Source organism: Enterobacter sp. SA187 (genome assembly GCF_001888805.2).
In the GTDB taxonomy this organism is placed as follows: Bacteria; Pseudomonadota; Gammaproteobacteria; order Enterobacterales; family Enterobacteriaceae; genus Enterobacter_D.
Genome location: NZ_CP019113.1, coordinates 1,669,239 through 1,690,576, shown reverse-complemented (window position 1 = coordinate 1,690,576; position 21,338 = coordinate 1,669,239). Strand labels below are relative to the sequence as shown.

The following is a 21,338-nucleotide window of genomic DNA, read 5'->3' as shown; positions in this document are numbered from 1 at the left end:
GTGGAATGTTCCGTTTGGTTTTGGGGGATGTTCGGTGCGGTGGAATGTTCCGTTCACTTTGCGTTCCGTGTCAGGCGTGACGCCGCTGACGGTGAACGTGCTAAGGGGGCCACCGCGGCCCCCTTAGCAATCCCTGCGGCCCCGCAAAGAAACCGGTGCTGCGCACTGCGCTCACCTCCCGCCCGTCTGCCTGCGGTCGGCTCGATTCGGCCTCCTGCCTCATATCGCCTCTGGCCGCCATCCATGGCGGCCAGCCCTTGTCATCCGGCCTCCGGCTCGCCGGTTTCAGCGGGGACTCAACCCCTCGCGTTAATTACGATGAGGGTTTGTTACGACTGAGTGGCTTTATGTTTGTCGGAACTTACTGGAACCAAAGCCGTTCGTCGGAGCGAAAAAGAGCGCAATAAACCACGAAACGCTCCATCAGAATTTACATTCCCCGCAACGCCCGCCATCTGTACGGTCATGTTTTTACCTTGTCCTGCATCAATAAAATCGCAAACTTGTTTGATGCAAATCACTATATATAGGACTTAAAATCCCGCCCCGACCCAATATGTTGTATTAATTGTCTAATATTGCAACAACCACACCGCTGGTTTATCCCTCAGATTTGTGGATAAAAAAGACCGTGCGCGAGGAAAAACCTGCTGGCACAGACGTATGCCCGCTGTGAATATTATTCCGCTTTTGTGGATAACCTGTTTCTAAATGGAGAGATCATGACACCGCATGTGATGAAACGAGATGGCTGTAAAGTGCCTTTCAACTCAGAGCGCATTCAGGAAGCAATTTTGCGTGCAGCTAAAGCAGCGGGAGTCGATGACGCAGATTATTGCGCCACCGTCGCAGAGGTCGTGGGACAGCAGATGAAGGGCCGCAGTCAGGTGGATATCAATGAAATTCAGACTGCGGTAGAAAACCAGCTGATGTCCGGCCCGTACAAGCAGCTGGCGCGCGCCTATATTGAATATCGCCATGACCGGGATATTGAGCGTGAAAAACGTGGCCGCCTCAATCAGGAGATCCGCGGTCTGGTGGAGCAAACCAACTCCGCGCTGCTTAACGAAAACGCCAATAAAGACAGCAAAGTGATCCCCACCCAGCGCGACCTGCTGGCGGGCATCGTCGCCAAACACTACGCCCGTCAGCATCTGCTGCCGCGTGACGTGGTGCTGGCGCACGAGCGTGGCGATATTCACTACCACGATCTCGACTACTCGCCCTTCTTCCCGATGTTCAACTGTATGCTCATCGATCTGAAAGGCATGCTGACCCACGGTTTTAAAATGGGCAACGCGGAGATTGAACCGCCAAAATCTATTTCCACCGCCACGGCGGTGACCGCGCAGATCATCGCCCAGGTCGCCAGCCATATTTACGGCGGCACCACCATTAACCGCATCGACGAAGTGCTGGCGCCTTTTGTCACCGCCAGCTTCAAAAAACACCGCAAAACGGCGGAAGAGTGGCACATCCCGGATGCGGACGGCTACGCCCATTCCCGTACCGAAAAAGAGTGCTACGACGCTTTCCAGTCGCTGGAATACGAAGTGAATACGCTGCACACCGCCAACGGCCAGACGCCGTTCGTCACCTTTGGCTTTGGCCTCGGCACCAGCTGGGAATCGCGGCTGATCCAGCAGTCGATCCTGCGTAACCGCATCGCGGGACTGGGCAAAAATCGTAAAACCGCCGTGTTCCCGAAACTGGTGTTCGCCATCCGCGACGGCCTGAACCACAAGCCTGGCGATGCCAACTACGATATCAAACAGCTGGCGCTGGAATGCGCGAGCAAGCGCATGTACCCGGACATTCTCAATTACGATCAGGTGGTGAAAGTCACCGGCTCGTTCAAAACCCCGATGGGCTGCCGCAGCTTCCTCGGCGTCTGGGAAGATGAAAACGGCGAGCAGATCCACGACGGGCGTAACAACCTCGGCGTGATCAGCCTGAACTTGCCGCGCATCGCGCTGGAAGCGAAAGGCGACGAAGCCACATTCTGGAAACTGCTGGACGCCCGCCTGCAGCTGGCGCGGAAAGCGCTGATGACCCGTATCGCCCGTCTGGAGGGCGTGAAAGCCCGCGTCGCGCCCATTCTCTATATGGAAGGGGCCTGCGGCGTGCGTCTGAAGGCGGACGATGAGGTGTCGGAAATTTTCAAAAACGGGCGCGCGTCCATTTCGCTGGGCTATATCGGCATCCATGAAACCATTAATGCGCTGGCGGGCGGCGAACACATGTACGACAGCGAGACGCTGCGCGCGAAAGGCATTGCCATTGTCGAACGTCTGCGTCAGGCAGTGGATCAGTGGAAAGAAGAGACCGGCTACGGCTTCAGCCTCTACAGCACGCCGAGCGAAAACCTGTGCGATCGTTTCTGCCGTCTGGATACCGCCGAGTTCGGCGTGGTGCCGGGCGTCACCGACAAAGGTTATTACACCAACAGTTTCCACCTCGACGTGGAGAAGAAGGTGAACCCGTACGACAAAATCGATTTCGAAGCCCCCTATCCGCCGCTGGCAAATGGCGGTTTCATCTGTTACGGCGAATACCCGAACATTCAGCACAACCTGAAAGCGCTGGAAGACGTATGGGATTACAGCTATCAGCATGTGCCCTATTACGGCACCAACACGCCGATTGATGAGTGCTACGAGTGCGGCTTTACCGGCGAGTTCGAATGCACCAGCAAAGGCTTCACCTGTCCGAAATGCGGCAACCACGACGCCGCGCGGGTGTCGGTGACCCGCCGCGTATGCGGTTATCTGGGCAGCCCGGATGCGCGTCCGTTTAACGCCGGTAAGCAGGAAGAAGTGAAGCGCCGCGTGAAGCATTTAGGAAACGGGCAGATCGGTTGAGTCTGTGTCCTTCAACGCCACCCGGCTGTCACTGTAGGCCGGGTAAGCGAAGCGCCACCCGGCAAGGTTATGCATTATGAATTTTCATCAATATTACCCCGTCGATATCGTGAACGGCCCCGGAACGCGCTGCACGCTGTTTGTTTCCGGATGCGTGCATGAGTGCCCTGGCTGCTATAACAAAAGCACCTGGCGGCTCAATTCGGGGCAGCCGTTTACCCGTGAAATGGCCGATCAAATTATCAGTGATTTGAACGATACGCGGATCAAACGCCAGGGGATCTCCCTGTCCGGCGGCGATCCGCTGCATCCGCAAAACGTGCCGGAGATCCTGGCGCTGGTGCAGCGCATTCGTGCCGAATGCCCCGGCAAGGATATCTGGGTGTGGACGGGTTATAAGCTTGAGGAGTTAACTGCCGCGCAAATGGCGGTGGTGGAGCTGATTAACGTGCTGGTGGACGGGAAGTTTGTGCAGGATCTGAAAGATCCGTCGCTGATCTGGCGCGGGAGTAGCAACCAGGTGGTGCATTATTTGCGGTAATTGGGCTTGTTTGTCGGGTGGCGCTGCGCTTACCCGACCTACAATAATAAGAATGCCGCCTGCTGGCGGCATTCTTAATTAACGGGCAACCACAAAACGTTTGTCGTCGTCCATAAAGGCTTTATCGCCCGCCGGTGCGAGGATGGCGCCAAAATTCATCTGTCCACGCAGTTTCCAGCTGGCCGGGATATTCCAGGCCTGCTGCACATCTGCGTCAACCAGCGGGTTATAGTGCTGAAGGTTCGCGCCAATGCCCTTCTCTGCCAGCGCCAGCCATACCGCGTACTGAGCAATACCGGTGCTGTGTTCTGACCAGATCGGGAAGTTATCGGCATAAGCTGCAAACTGCTCCTGCAGACGGGTAACCACGTCCTGATCTTCGAAGAAGAGTACCGAACCCGCGGCGGCGGCGAAGCCGTCCAGCTTGTCGGAAGTGGCGTGGAAGCTCTCTGCAGGAACAATTTTTCTTAACTGTTCACGCACAATCTCCCAGAATTTATTGTGTTCGTTGCCGAGCAGGATCAGCGCGCGGGAACTCTGCGAGTTGAATGCCGAAGGCGCCTGACGAATGGCTTCCTGAATGGTGGCAATCACTTCATCTTCTGATACCGGCAGGTCCTTGCCCAGTGCATAGATGGTTCTGCGTTGCGTCGCGAGCGAAATAAAGTTGTCTGACATACGTTCTCCTGAATGTTTTTCACTTCAAATTCTGTCGGCTGTTCTTACAGAGTAAGCCTGACGGCGCAATCATGAAAGTAGAACAATTTGTCCTTATCCTTCAAAAAAACAGAACGACCGCACGTTGATTATTTTGTATTAAATTATTTCGCTGCCCCGCCGATAACCTTTTTGTCACCTTTATCCCTTGCAGATGCTGCGCACTCTTCCCGAAAAGAGCGCACCGCGTCCTGCGCCCTATTGCATTTTCGACCCGGAGATGATGATGAACGGTATTGAAAAAATCACCGCGACAAATACGCACGGTGAATCGCTTTTATCTAATCAGGATAATAACCCGACTGTCTGGAATAACAGTAAATCCACAGACGTTAATACTGACAAATCGCCGCTGGACGCCGAAGAAAGCGCCACGAAGATTACGCTGTCTTCGCAGACGCCGGAAGAAATCAAGAAGCAGCAAGAGCTTAAGAAACAGGAAATTAAGAAAACGGATTATACGCTGGAGATGTCCGGCATCCCGCTGTACGGCGGCCGGCTGGTATCCGTAACCAAATATCCTGATGGCTCAGAGCAAATCGTCGATGCCATTACCGGGCAGGAAATACTGCCGCAGGATCTTCCACCGAAAAGATAAATAACCTCACGGGGAAACTTGTAAAAATAAAAATACCCGCTAGCGCAGGCATTAATATAAATATTTTACCTTAATTAAAACCGGCTCACACATTCCATGGCGACGGTTTTAAATTCGGTAAAATCTTTGCAGGCGCATAAGCGGGTCAGCGCGCGTTCCCGCAGGAAGGTGACAAAAATATCGTAGATGGCCATCGCTTCTTCATATTCGCTTTTGCTGATCGCCAGCAGGAAAACAATATGCGCGACTTCATCCCCCCACTGGATGCCTTCCGGCGCCAGCACGGTATAGACCACGGTTTTTTTCGCCAGCAGTCCCAGCGCGTGGGGCAGCGCGATGCCGTCGCCGAGCATGGTGCTGACGATGGCCTCACGCTCCACCACCGAATCAACAAACTCCCCATCGACAAAGCCCTCCTCATGCAGCTGGCTGCACAGCATCGCAAACAGCGTCTGCTGATCGACCGAGCGATCGATAATGCGGAAATGGCTGGCATCGAAATACTTCTCCAGCATCCAGGGACGCGTGCGATCCACCAGCACCAGTTTGCCGATCTGCTCTAACTGGTAATCCGTGGGGAAAGGCGCGATGGTGACCACCGGCTTGTCTTTTTCGCTGATGCGCGCGGTGGCGATAACAAAGTCCTCGCTGATGCTGTCGCGCTGTTCGTAATCCCGTAGCGTCACCGTGCTGGTGACCTCGATCTGCGGATATTTGCGTTGCAGCACCGCTTCGATCATCCGCGCCATGGCGTTACCGGCATCGCACACCAGCAGCACGCGCGGTTGCCGCTGATAGCCGATATTGTAATGGCGCTCCAGCCCGACGCCGATATGCAGCACCAGGAAGCCGATTTCATTTTCGCTGATCGTCCAGGGCGTGTATTTGCCCCAGCCCGACACCGCCGCGAGGGTCATGTCCCACGCCATCGGATAGTGCTGTTTGATGTTATCCAGCAGCGGATTGGGGATCATGATCTGGTAGCGCACGCGGGTGATCATGGTCTTAATGTGCGTCAGCAGATCCGCATGCAGCTGGGCATCGTTTTGCAGATTGTAGTTGTAGTGGGTATTGATAAAGCCAAGGATATAGTTGACCAGCGCTTCGTCGTCATCGGCATTGATAGCGCTCGGCGCGATCTCCTGCACCTGTCGCCCGGCGATGTGCACCCGCAGCCACGCTTCTTCCGACGGGGCGAGCGGTTTCTGCGCCAGCTGTTGCAGGGTGGCGGCGATCTCCCGCGCGGCGAGGTGGACATTTTCATCGCCATCGTCCGCCGTGAATTCCGGCAGCGGATAGCCTTCGCTGATGCGCCGCACCGCCACCGCGCAGTAGAGGCGGATAAACAGCTCGCCCTCATCCGTCAGGCGAATATGATGGCGGGTGAAGCACTGATGCAGCAGCCTCTCAAGCTGTTCCGGCACGCCGCGGTTCAGCGCCTCCTCGGTTAACAGCGGGCTGTGGGCGTCCTGCTGCGCCAGCTCCCACAGCAGATCCGTCAGACAGGCGCGGATCGCCATTTCGCTGCCGAACAGCTTCATGCCGTGACGCGGGCGCGTTTCCAGCGTCAGATGGTAGCGCTGTAGCCAGTCACGCACCTCCGCCATATCGCTTTGCAGCGTCGCCCGGCTGACAAACCATTCATCAGCTAAATCTTCCAGCTTGAGGGAGAAGGCCGACGTTAAAAAACGCACCACCAGATAGTGCACCCGCTCCTGCCCGCTGCGCGGAATACGCAGCGCGCGCGGGCGATCCGTTTGCAGGGAGTGAAAGCGGGTGGCGTCGTCGATTTTCAGCTGATAGCCGTTGCCGCGGCTGAGGATAAACTGCGCGCCGTGGCTGGCGAGCAGCGCATTCAGCGCGGTGATATCGGCCCGCACGGTACGCGTGGACACCGACAGCCGCTGCGCCAGCTCGTCCTGCGGCAGCGTCTCGTTTTGCAGCATGTCGAACAGCTGCGCTAAACGTTGGTTCGGAAATCGCACGTCGGTGTCCTCTGGTTACGGCAGTAGCGCCCGGGTCATCGCCAGCAGCTGGCGCACGTCTTCCGGGCGGGTATTACCGCTTACTTTATCAATAATGGAACTATAAATATGAGGAATGATTTTCGGTACACCGGCGTCCAGCGCGATGCGCAGGATCTCACTGTAATTCTCCAGATCGATACCGCCGGTCGGCTCCAGCCAGAAGTCATGGCGGGCGCAGGCTTCCGCCACCGTCTGATACTCATCACGGCAGTCCAGCCCGCCCATCGGGAAATATTTGATCGAGCTGCCGCCCATGTCTTTTAACAGCGCGATGGCGGTCTCCACCGGCACGATGCCCGCCGGTGCGCCGGAACTCAGCGGCCCGGTGGAGATCTTCACCTGCCCCGGCGTGCCGGTGGGGGAAACCAGACCGTTAACCACGGTTTCCGACTGGCCGAGCAGCGCGCGGCTCGCGCCCACGCCGGTAAAGACCTGGTTGACGTGCTGCGGCTGTACCTCGCGGGAAATGGCGCTGACCATCGCCGATTGATTGGGATCGCCTGCCCCCAGGCCGACGGAGAGCGCGTTATTAATCAGCGCGGCATACTCGCGCATGTCCGCCACGGCGCTCGCCACGTCCGGATAATTCTTCGACAGCACGCCCACCAGCACATGGCCTTCGGCGGCGTCGTAAATTTCACGGGCATTCTCTTTCGAGCCTGCCAGCACGTTCAGGCAGACACGGTCGCGGTAGAAATTGGGCGTCAGGGTCATGCGGTTTGCTCCTTGTTCAGCACGTCGGCAATACGGCGAATAATAATGTCCAGCTGGTCGGCGCTGACGCTGCGCACGTCCGCTTCGATAATGCCTTCGTTGGCTTTATAGCCACGGAAATAGATGGCGTACTCGCCCTGTTTCAACGCATTAACCAGCTCGCCGGTGGCGATACCGGTGACGGCTTCATCAAATTTGATCTCTGCCCGCGCGATGTCGCGCCCGGCGCTGTCCCACACCACGCGCGCGGTGACGCCGTCCAGCGTATTCAGTCCGTCAATGAATGGCGTCATTTTTGCCACCATTTCTGCGCCGCTCTCTTTCTGCGCGGAGAGGTAGTGTTCGATGGCGCAGGTCAGGCCAAGAATGCCCTCTTTGCCCACTTTCATGGCGCGCCCGATGCCCGCTGTCTGGCGTTTCACCCACTCAACATACTGCTGTTTGCCGATCACCAGGCCGCTGGTCGGCCCTTCGATAGCTTTCGCCCCGCTGTAGATCACAAGATCAGCCCCGGCGCGGTAGTAGCACTGCAAATCTTCTTCGGCGGCGGCATCGACGATCAGCGGCAGATTGTGTTTACGCGCCACCACCGCCGCCTGTTCGACGTTGAGCATGCTTTTCTGCACGCAGTGGTGCGATTTGATGTACATGATCGCCGCCGTGCGCGGGGTGATGGCTGCCGCCAGCTGCGCCGCCGAGCACTCGTTCGCGTAACCGGCTTCAACGACTTTACCGCCGCCCAGCGCCACCATGGTGCCGACCGGCGCGCCAAAGTTGACGTTATGCCCGCGCGGCAGCACGATTTCGTTGTTTTCGATCGGCGTGCTGTGCAGGTTTTCCAGCAGCCAGTCGCTGTCTTTGACCAGCACCGCCGCCACCGACTGCGCAATGCCTGCCGAAGCGCAGGAGACGACGGTCGCACCTTCCACTTCCAGCAGTTTTGCGATGTAGTCCCCGGTTTTGGTCACCAGATCTTTCATCTCAAAATAGTGGTTCATGCCGGTTAGCACCGCCTCGACCACTTCCGGGCGCGGGGTGGAGACGCCAAGCGCGGTCATGCGCCCGGAGGCGTTAATCACCTGTTTGAGCGCGTATTTTTCATAAATCGAAGACATGTTCTTCACTCCCTTGTGGTGTCATATAACCTTTACCTGCACGGATCGCCGCCAGCGGCACCAGCACGCTGTCGGCATGCAGGCTGTCGTTTTCTGCGTCGGTGAACAGCACCGGCTGGTGCCGCCAGTCGAAAATCGTCAGATCGGCGTCAAAGCCCACCGCCAGGCGACCTTTGCGTTTCAGCCGCAGGCCGTCGGCGGCGCTGGCGGTCACGCATTCGATCACCTGCGGCAGCGACATGCCGATGGCGAGAAATTTCGACATTACCCGCGCCAGCGAAAACACCGGGCCGTTAATGCGGTTGCGGCAGTAGATATCCGAGCTGATGGTATGCGGCAGAATGCCGAGGCTGATGGCCTGCTTCGCCACCTCAAAACTGAAGCTGGCGCTGCCGTGGCCGACATCAAGGCGCACGCCGCGGCGCAGGGCGTCGATCATCGAGGCGCGCAACTCGCCCGCAGGCGTCAGGATGCGGTTCGGCTTGCCGTTGTAGCAGTGGGTGATGATGTCGCCTGACGTCAGCCGTGCGGCGATGTCGTCGAGGTTCGGCGGGTTGTTGCCGATGTGCACCATCAGCGGCAGATCGCCGTTCTCTTTCTGAAAGGTTCGGGCGCGCTCCAGCGGCGCGATGCCGTTATCGCCCACCACACTGCCGCTCATGCGCGCTTTCAGCCCGACGATAAAGTCCGGGTGGCGTTTTACCGCCGCCCGTACCGCCTCGCCGTCGATATTCGCCATGTCCGCCAGTTCGTTCTGGGCGATCAGCCCGACGCGGGAGATATTGAGCAGCGCGTAAACCTCCGTCACCGCGCTGCGCGTCAGGGCATAGAAATCGTCCACGTCGTTCGCGCCGGTGCTGCCCGCGTCCACCACCGTGGTGACGCCGGTGGCGATGCCGATGCTGTCCGGCTCGTCGCGGTAGATGGGTGAACGGCTGTAGCAGTGAACGTGAGAGTCGATCCAGCCCGCGCTGACGTAGTGCTCACCGTTCAGATCGAGGATTTTCGCGGCCGGCGCGTCGATCTCGCCAATCGCCGCGATCTGCCCGTCCTGCACGGCGATATCGACGATAGTGTCGTCCACCAGCCGCGCGCGGCGCAGGAGTAAATCATACATGCGCATCTCCTTGAGTTTGATTACAGCGCGACCGGGAAGAGGGAGCCGAGGATCATCGCGCCGAGGATCGCCCCGCCGGTGATCGGCTTCTGCCAGATGTAGAACAGCAGCGCGCCAATCAGCGAGCCAATGCCAATCGGGATCGAGGCGGTCATTGCGCTGAGAATAATCAGCGGCCCGAGGAAACGTCCGGAAGCGTTACCCGCGCCCATCATCACGTCCGCCCCGTAGGTGGAGTCGCTCTGATTGATGGTGAATTTACGCGCCAGGATGATCAGGTAACCGATCGCCAGGCCTATCAGCAGGCCGGTAACCAGTGATGCGCCAAAGTTCGCCACCGGGAAGACAAAGCCCGCGCCTAACAGCAGCGCCGGGACGCCCAGGCCAACGCCGGTCTGGATCGCGCCGCCGATGTCGAGAATACCCACCAGCGAGCCTTCAATGATGCGCGCGAACAGGAAGCTCGCGCCGAACGCCGCCACCGCGCCGTAGACGCCGGTGTCCATGCCTGCCCGCAGCATCGACACAAAAGCCACTTCGTTAAACGCGCCGATGCCGTAGAGGTAATACATGTGTGTCCCGGCAAAGACGCCGGAGGAGAGCAGGCCAACGAAGATCGGGAATGACCAGTCGGCGTACCAAAAACCTTTATTCTGTTCCATGTCAGGCTCCTGTTATTTGCCGCTTACCGCGTTGTGGATCAGATCCAGCCAGTTCGGCACGGTGAGGTGGAAGGATTCGATCATTTTCATGTCGAAGCCGCGGAAGAAGGCGCTCAGTACGAACAGCGCAACGATGGCGCTCATCATCACTTTGGTGACGCGGTTCCAGCCGCTCTCTTCCACGCCCTTGCCAATCAGAATGCCCAGCACCAGACCCGGTACGGCGTTACCCATGATCAGCTGCGCCGCGCCGCCGAAAATGGTCGCCCAGAAGCCGGACTTTTTACCGGCATCAATGGCCGCCAGCCAGAAGATCACCGGCATGACGGTGTTCACCAGCAGGTTCGCCGCCGGCACCAGCACTTTTACCGCCGTCACCTGTAAGGCCGCCGGTACCGCCGAGGCGGTGGAGTTGAGGAAGGCGACGACGATCATGCCGATCACGCCGCAGGCAATGGCCATCTTTTTCGGATCGTGCAGCGTCTCGCCGACGTTGCGGTTTTTGATCATCAGCGCCGCCGCGCCCCAGTTCGGGATGATGCGATGATCGACGTCCTGGGTGAAGGATCCCGCCGCTACGGACGAGGCCCAGGCGTTGAAGAAAAAGCCCAGTCCAAAGGAGAAGTGCGACGCCGGATCCCCTTCACAGGAGTTCAGCTCGCCTAAGGTACGAAACGCCCCCATTCCCTGGGTGGTTGGCGCGTGAAACATGCGTGCAGCCCCGGCTCCCACACCCACGCCGACCAGGCCGCCGATGATGAGAGATTTTATTAAAATTATCAGGAACATAGTTAAACCCTATGGTGAAAATCAGGTGTGCGTGACGAATGCCACTTTATCGAGATTAATGGCGGTCACGTTGACGGTAACGTCCAGCTCCACGCTGAACGTGCGTCGCTCCCGGCGCAGAAAGAAAAACAGAAATGCTTCTTTGCGCACCGCTTCACGCGCATGAACAACCTGCACATCCTGTGGCTCAATACGCAGTAAAATATGCGGCGATGCCTTCATCACCGCGCCCTGAACCTGGTTCAGGGCATCCGCAAAGGCGCGCGATTTCGACTCGCCTTTGCCGTTAACTCTCACCGTGGTGGTGAAATGCTCTTTCATACTCATGCGCCGTGCTTTTTCTGCCACGCCAGCACCAGGCGCTCGCCTAACTCTTCTTTATCCATAAAGCCGAAGCCGAGCACGTTGCAGCCTTCGTTGATGGCGGTGACGCCCTCATCCACAGAACGCATGCCGTATTTGGCTTTGTAGCCATATTTGGTCTGCGCGGTGATCGCCCCTGCGCCGCCGCTGCCGCAGAATGAAATGCCAAAGGTGGCGTTTTCCGCTTTCATGACGTCGCCCAGCTTCATGTCTGCCGCCACGCCCGGCACCACCACGGCGCGTCCACCCGCTTTTTCCACACCGGCTGCCACTTTCTGACCTTTGCCCAGGCGATCGCCAATCACTACGGTAATCTGTTCCATCTTTTGCTCCTTACAGGTTGTCTTTCGCCACTTCGAAGTGCACCGACAGCAGCCAGGCCTCTTCTTCGGGAAGGTTGCCAAACGCCGCCACGATTTCACGGGCAAGTGACATTGAATCTTCTGAGATCTCGTCAAACAGGCTGGCATCGACCTCCGGCAGTGGTTCGCCGGTTATCGAACGGTGCGCCATGGCACGGACGTGCGAGGTCAGCATCTGTTCCTGTACCGCGTTGGGGATAATGTTGTGGCGGGCCAGCAGGCTGTAGACCTGCGTTAACATGGTGTCCGCCAGACGCCCCGCGTCGTTGTTTACCGCTCCGTTATTCACTCGTCTTACCCCGTTAATGTCTCCGGGTTAAAACTAACGGCGCAGGTTAAGAGTTTGTAGCGAGTTGTTTTCCACTTCGAAGTGGAAAGGTCAGTGGCGGCAGTGATCTGTTCCACAGAAAAAGCGGCAGAGAAGATTTTTGGCTGGAATAGTGTGAGTTTCATCACGGTATAACGCCGTGTTCCGCGCGGCGTCCGGCATAAAAGAAAATGCCGATCTGTGAGATATACGGGGTTTTTGTGGCAAGTATTAGAAAGGCTTATGGGCGGATGTAGCTGATGTCGGGTGGCGCTTCGCTTACCCGACCTGCAGGTGCAGGCCGGGTAAATACGCTTAACGGAATTTTTTGTGGTACGTATTGCGGGTGGTTTTTATTTCTTCGGCGGCGGCCTGCGCTTCTTTGACCTTGCCTTCGTTTGCCAGCTTCATCGCGCCGTCAATCTGGCTCACCAGAATATCAAAACCGTGGCGGTACTCTTTCATTTCCGGGCTGTCTGCCGCTTTATCTTCCATTTTCGGCGGCGTTTCTTTCTGCGCATCCAGCGCGGCGGTGCGCATTTTCGTTAACGCGTCTTTCATTTCATCGGCGTTATCGGTTTTCTGCACCACTTTCAGGTTTTCATTCAGCGTATCCATATCATCGCCCAGATCGGCAAGCGCCGCCTGACCTACAAAGAGGGATGATATGGCCAGTAACGCCAGCATGTTTTTACGCATTGCTCACTTCCTTTTTGTTTTTATTGATAATTACTGACCGGCGATTTTCATCTCCGGTAACAGCACTGAACCACACTGAATATTGCTGCGTGTTTCAATATCGTCACCAATGGTAACGATGTTGCGCCACATGTCCTTAAGGTTGCCCGCAATGGTAATTTCGCTTACCGGATACTGGATTTCGCCGTTTTCCACCCAGAAGCCCGCCGCGCCGCGGGAGTAATCGCCGGTAATGCCGCTTACGCCCTGGCCCATCAGCTCGGTCACCACCAGCCCGGTGCCCATCTCTTTCAGCAGTTGCTCAAAGCTGAGGCCGCGACCGTCGATGCGCCAGTTGTGAATGCCGCCCGCGTGACCGGTGCTTTTCAGCCCCAGCTTGCGCGCGGAATAGTTGGTCAGCAGCCACTGGGTCAGAATGCCGTCTTTGATAATTTCGCGGCGCTCTGTGCGTACGCCTTCGCTGTCGAACGGCGTCGAGGCAAGGCCTTTAAGCAGATGCGGCTGCTCGTTGATGGTCAGCCATTCCGGCAGGATCTGTTTGCCGAGGTAGTCCAGCAGGAAGGTGGATTTGCGGTATACCGCGCCGCCGGCGATGGCACCGACCAGATGACCAAACAGCCCGGTCGCCACTTCATTGGCAAAAATTACCGGCGCTTTCATGGTGGAGAGTTTGCGCGGCGACAGGCGGGACAGCGTGCGTTTCGCACATTCCGCGCCGACCCATTCCGGGGATTGCAGATCGTCTAACGCGCGCCCGATGGTATAGGCGTAATCGCGCTCCATATCGCCATTTTCTTCGGCAATCACGCTGCTGGAGAGGGAATGGCGGCTGGAGCAGTAGCTTTGCAGCATGCCGTGGCTGTTGCCGAATACGCGGATACCGTAGTGGCTGTTGAAGCTGCCGCCTTCGGTGTTGGTGATGCGCTTATCAACGGCGAGGGAGGCCTGTTCAGCGCGCGCGGCAAAGGCAATCGCCTCGTCCGGGGTGATCTCTGCCGGGTGGAAGAGGTCTAAATCCGGCGCGTCAAAGGCCAGCAGCTCTTTATCCGCCACGCCCGCGTAAGGATCCGGCGAGGTGTAGCGCGCAATGTCCAGCGCCGCCTGCACGGTGCGCGCGATGGCGTCCGGGCTCAGGTCGGTGGAGGAGGCGCTGCCTTTGCGATTCTGATGGTAAACGGTGATGCCCAGCGCACCATCGCTGTTAAATTCAACGTTCTCCACCTCACCGTAACGGGTGCTCACGCCAATGCCGGTCGTCTTCGATACTGACACTTCCGCGCCATCCGATTTGCCAGCGGCTAAACTCAGTGCGGTGGAGACGGCTTCTTCCAGCGCTTTGCGTTGCTCTGCAACTTGTGTGATTACTTTCATCGCCAATGCCATAATGTAAGGGGAGTTTCAAAGAAGTCTAACAGAGAACCCATTCTCAGTGTGCTCCCAGGGTGTTAGTATTAGCCTCTTTTTTAAGGAGCCTGAGATGACCAAGCAGCCCGAAGACTGGCTCGACGACGAGCCCGGTGATGAGATCGATGATGAAGATGATGAGATCATCTGGGTCAGTAAAAGTGAAATTAAGCGTGATGCCGAAGAATTAAAACGCCTCGGCGCGGAGATGGTTGAGCTGGGCAAAAATGCCCTCGACAAAATTCCGCTGGATGACGATCTGCGCGCCGCCATTGAACTGGCGCAGCGTATCAAGAAAGAAGGCCGCCGCCGCCAGATGCAGTTGATCGGCAAAATGCTGCGTCAGCGCGATGTGGATCCGATCCGCCAGGCGCTGGATAAGCTGAAAAACCGCCACAACCAGCAGGTTGCGTTTTTCCATAAGCTGGAACACATCCGCGACCGTCTGATTGAAGAAGGCGATGATGCGGTGCCGGACGTGCTGAACCTGTGGCCGCATGCCGACCGTCAGCAGCTGCGCTCGCTGATCCGCAATGCGAAAAAAGAGAAAGAAGGGAATAAAGCGCCGAAGTCTGCGCGTCTGATTTTCCAGTACCTGCGCGAGCTGGCGGAAGCCGACGCGGAGTAAGCACCGGTTAACATTTTGCCGGGTGGCGGCTTGCGCCTTACCCGGCCTACGGTTCCCGGTTTGATGGTTTTGTAGGCCCGGTAAGCGAAGCGCCACCGGGCGCTGTATTACACCGGCTCGGAAGCCGCCGCCGCTTTCTTCGCTAACCCGTCCAGCAGCTTCTGATGAATACCACCAAAACCGCCGTTGCTCATCACCAGAATGTGATCGCCAGGCTGCGCGGTTTTCACCACCATCTCCGCCAGGGTATCCACATCCGCATGCCAGTGCGCAGGCTGAATGCAGGCTTCCGCCACTTCGGCCACCTGCCATGGAATATGCTGCGGCTGAAGCAGGAACACTTCATCGGCGCGTCCCAGCGACGGCGCTAAATCATCTTTGCAGATACCCATTTTCATGGTGTTTGAGCGCGGCTCCAGCACGGCGAGAATGCGCGCGGTGCCGCCCACTTTCCCGCGCAGCGCGGCCAGGGTGGCAAGGATCGCCGTCGGGTGATGGGCGAAATCGTCATACACCGTCACACCGTTGGCTTCGCCGCGCAACTCCAGACGGCGGCGGGCGTTGATGAACGATCCCAGCGCATTAGCCGCATCCGCAGGCGCAACGCCCACATGACGCGCCGCGGCGATCGCCATCAGGCCGTTATGCATGTTGTGCTCGCCCACCAGATCCCACTTCACGCGGCCCACGCTTTCGCCGTCGAGCCACACTTCCCATTCGGAAGCATCGGTGGTCAGCTTTTTCGCCTGCCAGTGTCCCTGCTCGCCCACCTGCTCCTGCTCGCTCCAGCAGCCCATCGCCATCGTCTGCTTCAGATTGATGTCGTTTTCCGGCCAGATGATTTTGCCCTGCCCCGGCACGATGCGCACCAGGTGGTGGAACTGCTTCTGGATCGCTTTCAGATCGTCGAAGATATCCGCATGATCGAACTCAAGATTGTTGAGGATCAGGGTGCGCGGGCAGTAGTGCACGAATTTGGAACGCTTGTCGAAGAAGGCGCAGTCATATTCGTCGGCTTCGATGACGAAGAACGGGCTTTCACCCAGACGCGCGGAAACCTCAAAATTGCCCGGCACGCCGCCGATCACAAAGCCAGGTTTATAGCCGCAGACTTCGAGGATCCAGGTCGCCATACCGGCGGTGGTGGTTTTACCGTGTGTACCGGCCACCGCCAGCACCCAGCGGTCGCGCAGCACGAAATCGTGCAGCCACTGCGGGCCGGACATATAAGGAATGTTCTTTTCCAGCACCGCTTCCACACACGGATTGCCGCGGGTCATGGCGTTGCCGATGATCACCAGATCCGGCGCGTTATCGAGCTGCGATGGATCGTAACCCTGAATTAAATCAATCCCTTGTTCTGATAAAAGCGTGCTCATTGGCGGATACACATTGGCGTCCGAACCCGTTACCTCATGGCCCAGGGAACGGGCCAGCATTGCCAGGCCGCCCATAAAGGTGCCACAAATCCCCAATATATGAATGCGCATACGTCGTTATCCTTCTTTAATCTGGCGCACATTTTACCCACATGTCCGCGGTCAGATAAATGCATTTCAGGATATTCCGTAGTTTGCTGGCGCGATTCACCTGTGCGCAATCTTTTGAAACTTTGTTAAGATTGTTGCAGTCGCTTTACTCCACATAGAATGTAGGGAAGTGTTATGAAAACGTTAGGTGAATTTATCGTTGAAAAGCAGCATGAGTTTTCACATGCCACGGGTGAGCTCACGTCACTGTTGTCGGCGATAAAACTGGGGGCCAAAATCATCCACCGGGATATTAACAAAGCCGGTCTGGTTGATATTCTGGGCGCCAGTGGTGCCGAAAACGTCCAGGGAGAGGTGCAGCAAAAACTCGACCTGTTCGCCAATGAAAAACTGAAATCTGCACTGAAAGCACGCGACATCGTGGCGGGCATTGCCTCTGAAGAAGAAGACGAAATCGTGGTTTTCGAAGGGTGCGAGCATGCGAAGTACGTGGTGCTGATGGATCCGCTGGACGGCTCTTCCAACATCGACGTTAACGTTTCTGTCGGGACCATCTTCTCTATCTATCGCCGCGTCACGCCGGTCGGCACGCCGGTAACGGAAGAAGACTTCCTGCAACCGGGTAACAAGCAGGTTGCCGCCGGTTATGTGGTGTATGGCTCCTCCACCATGCTGGTGTACACCACCGGCTGCGGCGTACATGCCTTCACTTACGATCCGTCTCTGGGCGTCTTCTGCCTGTGCCAGGAGCGTATGCGCTTCCCGGAAAAGGGTTACACCTACTCCATTAACGAAGGCAACTACATTAAATTCCCGCAGGGCGTGAAGAAGTATCTGAAGTTCTGCCAGGAAGAAGATCAGGCCACCCATCGCCCGTATACCTCGCGCTATATCGGTTCGCTGGTGGCGGATTTCCACCGTAACCTGCTGAAAGGCGGCATCTACCTTTACCCGAGCACCGCAAGCCACCCGGAAGGGAAGCTGCGTCTGCTGTATGAAGGTAACCCGATGGCGTTCCTGGCAGAGCAGGCTGGCGGTAAAGCGAGCGACGGTAAAGAGCGTATTCTGGACATCGTGCCGGAAAGCCTGCACCAGCGCCGCCCGTTCTTCGTCGGCAACGAGCATATGGTGAATGACGTAGAGCGCTTTATGCGTGAGTATCCGGACGCGTAATTTTTAGATTGTTGATACGGTTCGCCGGGTGGCGCTGACGCTTACCCGGCCTACTCATTAGTGTGCCGGGCAATTCAGCCTCTTAGCCCGCCATCTGCAATCTGAACGATGCCATCGCTTCCATCAGTTCACGCGACTGCTCTTCCAGCGAGCGGGTCGCGGCGGAGGATTGCTGCACCAGCGCGGAGTTCTGCTGCGCCGTCTCGTCCATCTGATTGACCGCAATATTCACCTGTTCAATCCCGCGGCTCTGCTCGTGCGAGGCGCTGGCGATTTCACGCAGCAGTTTGGTCATACGCATCACTTCACCGGCGATTTCATCCATGGTTTCCCCGGCCTGGATCGCCAGATCGTTGCCTTCGCTGACGTGCGCTTTGGAATCGCTGATCAGGGTGCGGATCTCTTTCGCGGCATCGGCGCTGCGACCGGCAAGATTACGCACTTCTGCGGCGACCACCGCAAAACCGCGCCCCTGCTCCCCTGCCCGCGCGGCTTCCACCGAGGCGTTCAGCGCAAGGATATTGGTCTGGAAGGCAATGCCGTCAATGACGCTGAGGATGTCGGCGATACGGTTGGCACTGCCGGCGATATCGCTCATTTTTTCAATCACGTAGCAGACCATTTCGCTGCCGCGATCGGCGGTATCCGAGACGGTTTTCGCCAGCTGGTGCGCCTGTTCGGCGTTGTCCGCGTTTTGTTTCACCGTGGCGGTGATCTCTTCCATGCTCGCCGCCGTCTGCTCAAGGGAGCTGGCGGTGGATTCGGTGCGCTGCGCCAGATCCATATTGCCGGCGGTCAGCTCGCGGCTGCCGGTATCAATTTGCGCGCTGGCATCGCGCACGCGGGTGACCGATCCCACCAGGGAATGGCGCATCTCATCAATGGCGGCGATCAGGCGGTTGAACTCCTTGCTGGCGGGCGCGGCGCTGACCGGCGTGAGATCGCCTGCGGCCACCTGCTCCAGTTGACGGATTGACGCATCCAGCGGTTTTAACAGCATATGACGCAGCACCAGCCACGCCAGCACGATGACGCCCGCCGTCAACAGCGCGGCAATGACGATAAACACCATGACGCGGTTTTTACTGCTTTGCACCGCCTTCACTTCCGCCTGACCGCGGGTTTCGCCCCATTTCAGGAATGCCTGCATGTCGTTATCAAACTGACGCGACACCGGAATCAGCTTGTTTTCCAGCAGATCGTAATAGCCGTCGGGGCTTTGCTCGTTCAGCGCTTTCTGCATCGGCACGATGCCCTGGCTATTGTAGTCGGCATAGCTTTTCGCCAGACGATCCAGCAGCGGTTTACCGGCTTCGTCATCCACGCCCGCATCGATTACCGCCTGCAGGCCTTTCTGCGCCTGCGCGATTTCGCTGTTGATCCCTTTGACGGATTTCCCGGCATCGTCCAGCAGCCCGACTTCCATCATGCGTACAGCCTGACCGGCCTCGTTGCGGGCGCGTAAAATCAGGTTATATCCTTCATTCAGACGCGCCATCTGCTCACCCTGAAGGTGATTGATGCGTTGCAGAGAGGAGGAACTTTGCGTGAGGGCGTAAATCCCGATGCCGCTGACCAGCAGCAGGAGTAATGTCATAACGGCCAGTAAAGACAGCAAGCCGGTGCGAATCGATAGCGTTTTTAGCATGATGATGATTCCGGTAGCAGGGATACTTCGTGGCGCAAACAGAGCGTAATTTTGAGTTATCGGCTGCCACCGGAAAATCTTTAACGTTTTTTAACCAATTCAGTGCGTTATGGCTTTGTTGCCGCCGTGCTGATACGTGTTACCGGCGAGCTCTGGCGATTCTCCCAAAGGACGGTCAGGCCGCGCTGTAACGCGATAAAAATAAACAGCAGGATGCCGATGGCGATCTTCGTCCACCAGGAGCTGAGCGTGCCGTCAAAGTTGATATAGGTCTGGATCAGCCCCTGAATGGCCACGCCGAACAGCGTCCCCAGTACCGTGCCGACGCCGCCGCTTAACAGCGTGCCGCCAATCACCACCGACGCGATGGCGTCCAGCTCCACGCCGACCCCTGCCAGCGCATAGCCTGCCTGGGTGTAAACCGAGAAGACAATACCTGCGAGGGTTGCAAGACCGGTAGAGAGCATATAAATACGAATAGTGGTACTGCGCGTGGACACCCCCATCAGATTCGCCGAGGTGGCGCTGCCGCCGATGGCGTACACCTGATTGCCAAAGCGCGTGCGGTGCGCGAGGAAAATGCCGATCACCACCACGCCGAGCATCAGCAGCCCCATGGCGCTGAGCCGCCCGCCGCCGGGGATTTTCCACGCCAGGCTTGAAAGCGTGTCGTACACCGGGTGGTTAATGGGAATGGATTCTTCAGACACCAGATAGCTGACGCCGCGCAGAAAGAACATTCCCGCCAGGGTGATAATAAAGGCCGGGATTTTAAGCCCGTCGATTAAAAGCCCCATAAAAGCGCCAAAGGCGCAGCCCATCGCCAGCACCAGCGGGAAGGCCACCAGCGGCGAGATGCCCCAGAAGCCGATCGCTTTGGCAAGGAAGACGCCGGTAAAGGCGATCACCGAACCGACCGACAGATCGATACCGCCGGAGAGGATCACAAAGGTCATGCCGACGGCGATAATGCCGAGAAAGGCGTTATCCGTCAGGATGTTGCAGATCACCCGCGTGGAGGCAAAGCCGGGAAATTGCGTCAGGCAATACAGATAGCCGAGCACGAACACGCCAAGCGTGATCATCAGCGGTAAGTTACGTTTGATCATGACCACGGCTCCGTTTAATGAAGGAAATAAAGCGCGGCGACTGGACAATCAGCACGCACAGCACCACGACGGCTTTCACCACCTGGTTGAGTTCAGCCGGGAAGCCGGAGAGCAGGATGCCGGTATTCATCCCCTGGATGATCAGCGCCCCCACCACCGACAGCAGCAGATTAAAGCGTCCGCCCATCAGCGACGCGCCGCCGATCACTACCGCCAGAATAGCGTCCAGCTCCAGCCACAGCCCGGCGTTATTCGCATCGGCCCCGCGAATATCGGCGGTGACGATAATACCGGCAATGGCCGCGCACAGGCCGCTCAGCACGTAGGTCAGCATCACCACCATACGGGTATTCACGCCAGCGTTTTTCGCCGCGCGGATGTTGATCCCCACCGCTTCGATAAACATGCCGAGCGCCGTTTTACGGGTGAACAGCCAGAACAGGATAAGCGTTAACAGCGCAATCATCACCGGCGTCGGAAACAGCAGCAGCGAGCCGCTGCCAAGCCACGACAGGCTGGGCGCGTCAAAAGTGACGATCTGCCCGGAGGTGATGAGCTGCGCCACGCCGCGTCCGGCGACCATCAGGATCAGCGTGGCGACAAAGGGCTGGATCTTTAAGATTGCCACCAGCACGCCATTCCACAATCCCGCCAGCACGCCGGATCCCAGCGCAGCCAGTATCACCACCGGCAGGCTGTGTCCGGCGACGGTCATTGAGGCCGCCGTCGCGCCAGCGATGGCCATCACCGCGCCGACGGAAAGATCGATGCCGCCGGTGGCGATCACCAGCGTCATACCAATCGCCAGCAGCGCAACGGGCGCGGCGCGGTTAAGAATGTCGATCGGGCTGCCGAACAGGCGGCCATCCTGCAAAATCACCTGATAAAAGTGCGGCGCGACCAGGCTGTCGACCACCAGCACCAGTAACAGCGCAATAATTTGCGGCGTCCCCACCGGCCAGCTGAAGCGGCGTTTAGGTTCCCCCGCGCGGGGCAGAGATTGAGGCATCACAT

At 57.8% G+C, this 21,338-nt stretch carries 21 protein-coding genes; 5 read left to right on the top strand and 16 right to left on the bottom strand.

Features of this window, described 5'->3' with window-relative positions:
- Window positions 1–722: 722 nt before the first annotated feature.
- Together nrdD and nrdG are read left to right on the top strand one after the other, a co-directional pair.
- Window positions 723–2,861: an anaerobic ribonucleoside-triphosphate reductase gene (gene nrdD / locus BMF08_RS08090; RefSeq protein ID WP_072570352.1), complete on the top strand. Its 2,139-nt coding sequence runs from the start codon at window positions 723–725 to the stop codon at window positions 2,859–2,861.
- Between the two features lie 76 nt (window positions 2,862–2,937).
- Window positions 2,938–3,402 carry an anaerobic ribonucleoside-triphosphate reductase-activating protein gene (gene nrdG / locus BMF08_RS08085; RefSeq protein WP_072570351.1) on the top strand — a complete coding sequence of 155 codons (465 nt, stop codon included), beginning with the start codon at window positions 2,938–2,940 and terminating at the stop codon, window positions 3,400–3,402.
- A 78-nt stretch (window positions 3,403–3,480) separates the two neighbouring features.
- Here nrdG and BMF08_RS08080 read toward each other — a convergent pair whose 3' ends face one another.
- The gene (locus BMF08_RS08080; RefSeq protein WP_072570350.1) at window positions 3,481–4,080 is read right to left on the bottom strand and encodes a nitroreductase family protein; all 600 of its coding nucleotides are present in this window, start codon (window positions 4,078–4,080) and stop codon (window positions 3,481–3,483) included.
- A 187-nt stretch (window positions 4,081–4,267) separates the two neighbouring features.
- Here BMF08_RS08080 and BMF08_RS08075 point away from each other — a divergent pair, with 187 nt between their 5' ends.
- A complete protein-coding gene (locus tag BMF08_RS08075) occupies window positions 4,268–4,717 on the top strand; it encodes a hypothetical protein (protein ID WP_158684881.1) in 450 nt (149 codons plus the stop codon).
- Between the two features lie 74 nt (window positions 4,718–4,791).
- Here the strand turns inward: BMF08_RS08075 and BMF08_RS08070 are convergent, their stop codons facing one another.
- The 11 genes from BMF08_RS08070 to pmbA form a co-directional block, all read right to left on the bottom strand.
- A complete protein-coding gene (locus BMF08_RS08070; protein ID WP_072570348.1) occupies window positions 4,792–6,702 on the bottom strand; it encodes a BglG family transcription antiterminator in 1,911 nt (636 codons plus the stop codon).
- A gap of 15 nt (window positions 6,703–6,717) precedes the next feature.
- Window positions 6,718–7,458 (bottom strand): 2-dehydro-3-deoxy-phosphogluconate aldolase, encoded by a 741-nt coding sequence (gene dagF, locus BMF08_RS08065; protein ID WP_072570347.1) that lies wholly within the window; start codon window positions 7,456–7,458, stop codon window positions 6,718–6,720.
- Window positions 7,455–8,573, bottom strand: coding sequence for a DgaE family pyridoxal phosphate-dependent ammonia lyase (locus tag BMF08_RS08060; RefSeq protein WP_072570346.1), 1,119 nt, complete (start codon window positions 8,571–8,573; stop codon window positions 7,455–7,457). The genes dagF and BMF08_RS08060 overlap by 4 nt, the downstream gene beginning before the upstream one ends.
- Window positions 8,557–9,690 carry an amidohydrolase/deacetylase family metallohydrolase gene (locus tag BMF08_RS08055; RefSeq protein ID WP_072570345.1) on the bottom strand — a complete coding sequence of 378 codons (1,134 nt, stop codon included), beginning with the start codon at window positions 9,688–9,690 and terminating at the stop codon, window positions 8,557–8,559. The genes BMF08_RS08060 and BMF08_RS08055 overlap by 17 nt, the downstream gene beginning before the upstream one ends.
- A 20-nt stretch (window positions 9,691–9,710) precedes the next feature.
- Window positions 9,711–10,352: a DUF4310 family protein gene (locus tag BMF08_RS08050; RefSeq protein WP_072570344.1), complete on the bottom strand. Its 642-nt coding sequence runs from the start codon at window positions 10,350–10,352 to the stop codon at window positions 9,711–9,713.
- Between the two features lie 12 nt (window positions 10,353–10,364).
- Window positions 10,365–11,141, bottom strand: a complete 777-nt coding sequence (locus tag BMF08_RS08045; protein ID WP_072570343.1) for a DUF4311 domain-containing protein — start codon at window positions 11,139–11,141, stop codon at window positions 10,365–10,367.
- Between the two features lie 21 nt (window positions 11,142–11,162).
- Entirely contained in the window at window positions 11,163–11,462 is a 300-nt protein-coding gene (locus tag BMF08_RS08040; RefSeq protein WP_072570342.1) for a DUF4312 family protein, read from the bottom strand.
- 2 nt (window positions 11,463–11,464) lie between these two features.
- The gene (locus tag BMF08_RS08035) at window positions 11,465–11,827 is read right to left on the bottom strand and encodes an SFCGS family glycine-rich protein (protein ID WP_072570341.1); all 363 of its coding nucleotides are present in this window, start codon (window positions 11,825–11,827) and stop codon (window positions 11,465–11,467) included.
- Window positions 11,828–11,837: 10 nt separating this feature from the next.
- Complete coding sequence (locus BMF08_RS08030) at window positions 11,838–12,155, bottom strand: glycine dehydrogenase (protein ID WP_072570340.1); 318 nt, start codon at window positions 12,153–12,155, stop codon at window positions 11,838–11,840.
- Between the two features lie 333 nt (window positions 12,156–12,488).
- The gene (cybC, locus tag BMF08_RS08025; RefSeq protein ID WP_072570339.1) at window positions 12,489–12,872 is read right to left on the bottom strand and encodes a cytochrome b562; all 384 of its coding nucleotides are present in this window, start codon (window positions 12,870–12,872) and stop codon (window positions 12,489–12,491) included.
- Between the two features lie 30 nt (window positions 12,873–12,902).
- Window positions 12,903–14,255, bottom strand: coding sequence for a metalloprotease PmbA (gene pmbA / locus BMF08_RS08020; protein WP_072570338.1), 1,353 nt, complete (start codon window positions 14,253–14,255; stop codon window positions 12,903–12,905).
- Window positions 14,256–14,349: 94 nt separating this feature from the next.
- Here pmbA and yjgA point away from each other — a divergent pair, with 94 nt between their 5' ends.
- Complete coding sequence (yjgA, locus tag BMF08_RS08015; RefSeq protein WP_072570337.1) at window positions 14,350–14,904, top strand: ribosome biogenesis factor YjgA; 555 nt, start codon at window positions 14,350–14,352, stop codon at window positions 14,902–14,904.
- A gap of 107 nt (window positions 14,905–15,011) precedes the next feature.
- On the opposite strand, the gene mpl is transcribed toward yjgA, so the two are convergent.
- Complete coding sequence (mpl, locus tag BMF08_RS08010; protein WP_072570336.1) at window positions 15,012–16,394, bottom strand: UDP-N-acetylmuramate:L-alanyl-gamma-D-glutamyl-meso-diaminopimelate ligase; 1,383 nt, start codon at window positions 16,392–16,394, stop codon at window positions 15,012–15,014.
- Between the two features lie 174 nt (window positions 16,395–16,568).
- On the opposite strand from mpl, the gene fbp reads away from it, so the two are divergent.
- A complete protein-coding gene (gene fbp / locus BMF08_RS08005) occupies window positions 16,569–17,567 on the top strand; it encodes a class 1 fructose-bisphosphatase (RefSeq protein ID WP_072570335.1) in 999 nt (332 codons plus the stop codon).
- 82 nt (window positions 17,568–17,649) lie between these two features.
- On the opposite strand, the gene BMF08_RS08000 is transcribed toward fbp, so the two are convergent.
- The 3 genes from BMF08_RS08000 to ytfT form a co-directional block, all read right to left on the bottom strand.
- Window positions 17,650–19,215 carry a methyl-accepting chemotaxis protein gene (locus tag BMF08_RS08000; protein WP_072570334.1) on the bottom strand — a complete coding sequence of 522 codons (1,566 nt, stop codon included), beginning with the start codon at window positions 19,213–19,215 and terminating at the stop codon, window positions 17,650–17,652.
- 107 nt (window positions 19,216–19,322) lie between these two features.
- Entirely contained in the window at window positions 19,323–20,324 is a 1,002-nt protein-coding gene (gene yjfF, locus BMF08_RS07995; protein ID WP_072570333.1) for a galactofuranose ABC transporter, permease protein YjfF, read from the bottom strand.
- Window positions 20,311–21,336, bottom strand: coding sequence for a galactofuranose ABC transporter, ATP-binding protein YtfT (gene ytfT, locus BMF08_RS07990; RefSeq protein WP_099458807.1), 1,026 nt, complete (start codon window positions 21,334–21,336; stop codon window positions 20,311–20,313). The genes yjfF and ytfT overlap by 14 nt, the downstream gene beginning before the upstream one ends.
- Between the last annotated feature and the right edge of the window lie 2 nt (window positions 21,337–21,338).

Bases quoted from the DNA above. Each gene is read 5' to 3' on its own strand.
- nrdD (WP_072570352.1), top strand. From the start codon at position 723: ATGACACCGCATGTGATGAAACGAGATGGCTGTAAAGTGCCTTTCAAC.
- nrdG (WP_072570351.1), top strand. From the start codon at position 2,938: ATGAATTTTCATCAATATTACCCCGTCGATATCGTGAACGGCCCCGGA.
- BMF08_RS08080 (WP_072570350.1), bottom strand. From the start codon at position 4,080: ATGTCAGACAACTTTATTTCGCTCGCGACGCAACGCAGAACCATCTAT.
- dagF (WP_072570347.1), bottom strand. From the start codon at position 7,458: ATGACCCTGACGCCCAATTTCTACCGCGACCGTGTCTGCCTGAACGTG.
- BMF08_RS08060 (WP_072570346.1), bottom strand. From the start codon at position 8,573: ATGTCTTCGATTTATGAAAAATACGCGCTCAAACAGGTGATTAACGCC.
- BMF08_RS08055 (WP_072570345.1), bottom strand. From the start codon at position 9,690: ATGTATGATTTACTCCTGCGCCGCGCGCGGCTGGTGGACGACACTATC.
- BMF08_RS08050 (WP_072570344.1), bottom strand. From the start codon at position 10,352: ATGGAACAGAATAAAGGTTTTTGGTACGCCGACTGGTCATTCCCGATC.
- BMF08_RS08045 (WP_072570343.1), bottom strand. From the start codon at position 11,141: ATGTTCCTGATAATTTTAATAAAATCTCTCATCATCGGCGGCCTGGTC.
- BMF08_RS08040 (WP_072570342.1), bottom strand. From the start codon at position 11,462: ATGAAAGAGCATTTCACCACCACGGTGAGAGTTAACGGCAAAGGCGAG.
- BMF08_RS08035 (WP_072570341.1), bottom strand. From the start codon at position 11,827: ATGGAACAGATTACCGTAGTGATTGGCGATCGCCTGGGCAAAGGTCAG.
- cybC (WP_072570339.1), bottom strand. From the start codon at position 12,872: ATGCGTAAAAACATGCTGGCGTTACTGGCCATATCATCCCTCTTTGTA.
- pmbA (WP_072570338.1), bottom strand. From the start codon at position 14,255: ATGGCATTGGCGATGAAAGTAATCACACAAGTTGCAGAGCAACGCAAA.
- yjgA (WP_072570337.1), top strand. From the start codon at position 14,350: ATGACCAAGCAGCCCGAAGACTGGCTCGACGACGAGCCCGGTGATGAG.
- mpl (WP_072570336.1), bottom strand. From the start codon at position 16,394: ATGCGCATTCATATATTGGGGATTTGTGGCACCTTTATGGGCGGCCTG.
- fbp (WP_072570335.1), top strand. From the start codon at position 16,569: ATGAAAACGTTAGGTGAATTTATCGTTGAAAAGCAGCATGAGTTTTCA.
- BMF08_RS08000 (WP_072570334.1), bottom strand. From the start codon at position 19,215: ATGCTAAAAACGCTATCGATTCGCACCGGCTTGCTGTCTTTACTGGCC.
- yjfF (WP_072570333.1), bottom strand. From the start codon at position 20,324: ATGATCAAACGTAACTTACCGCTGATGATCACGCTTGGCGTGTTCGTG.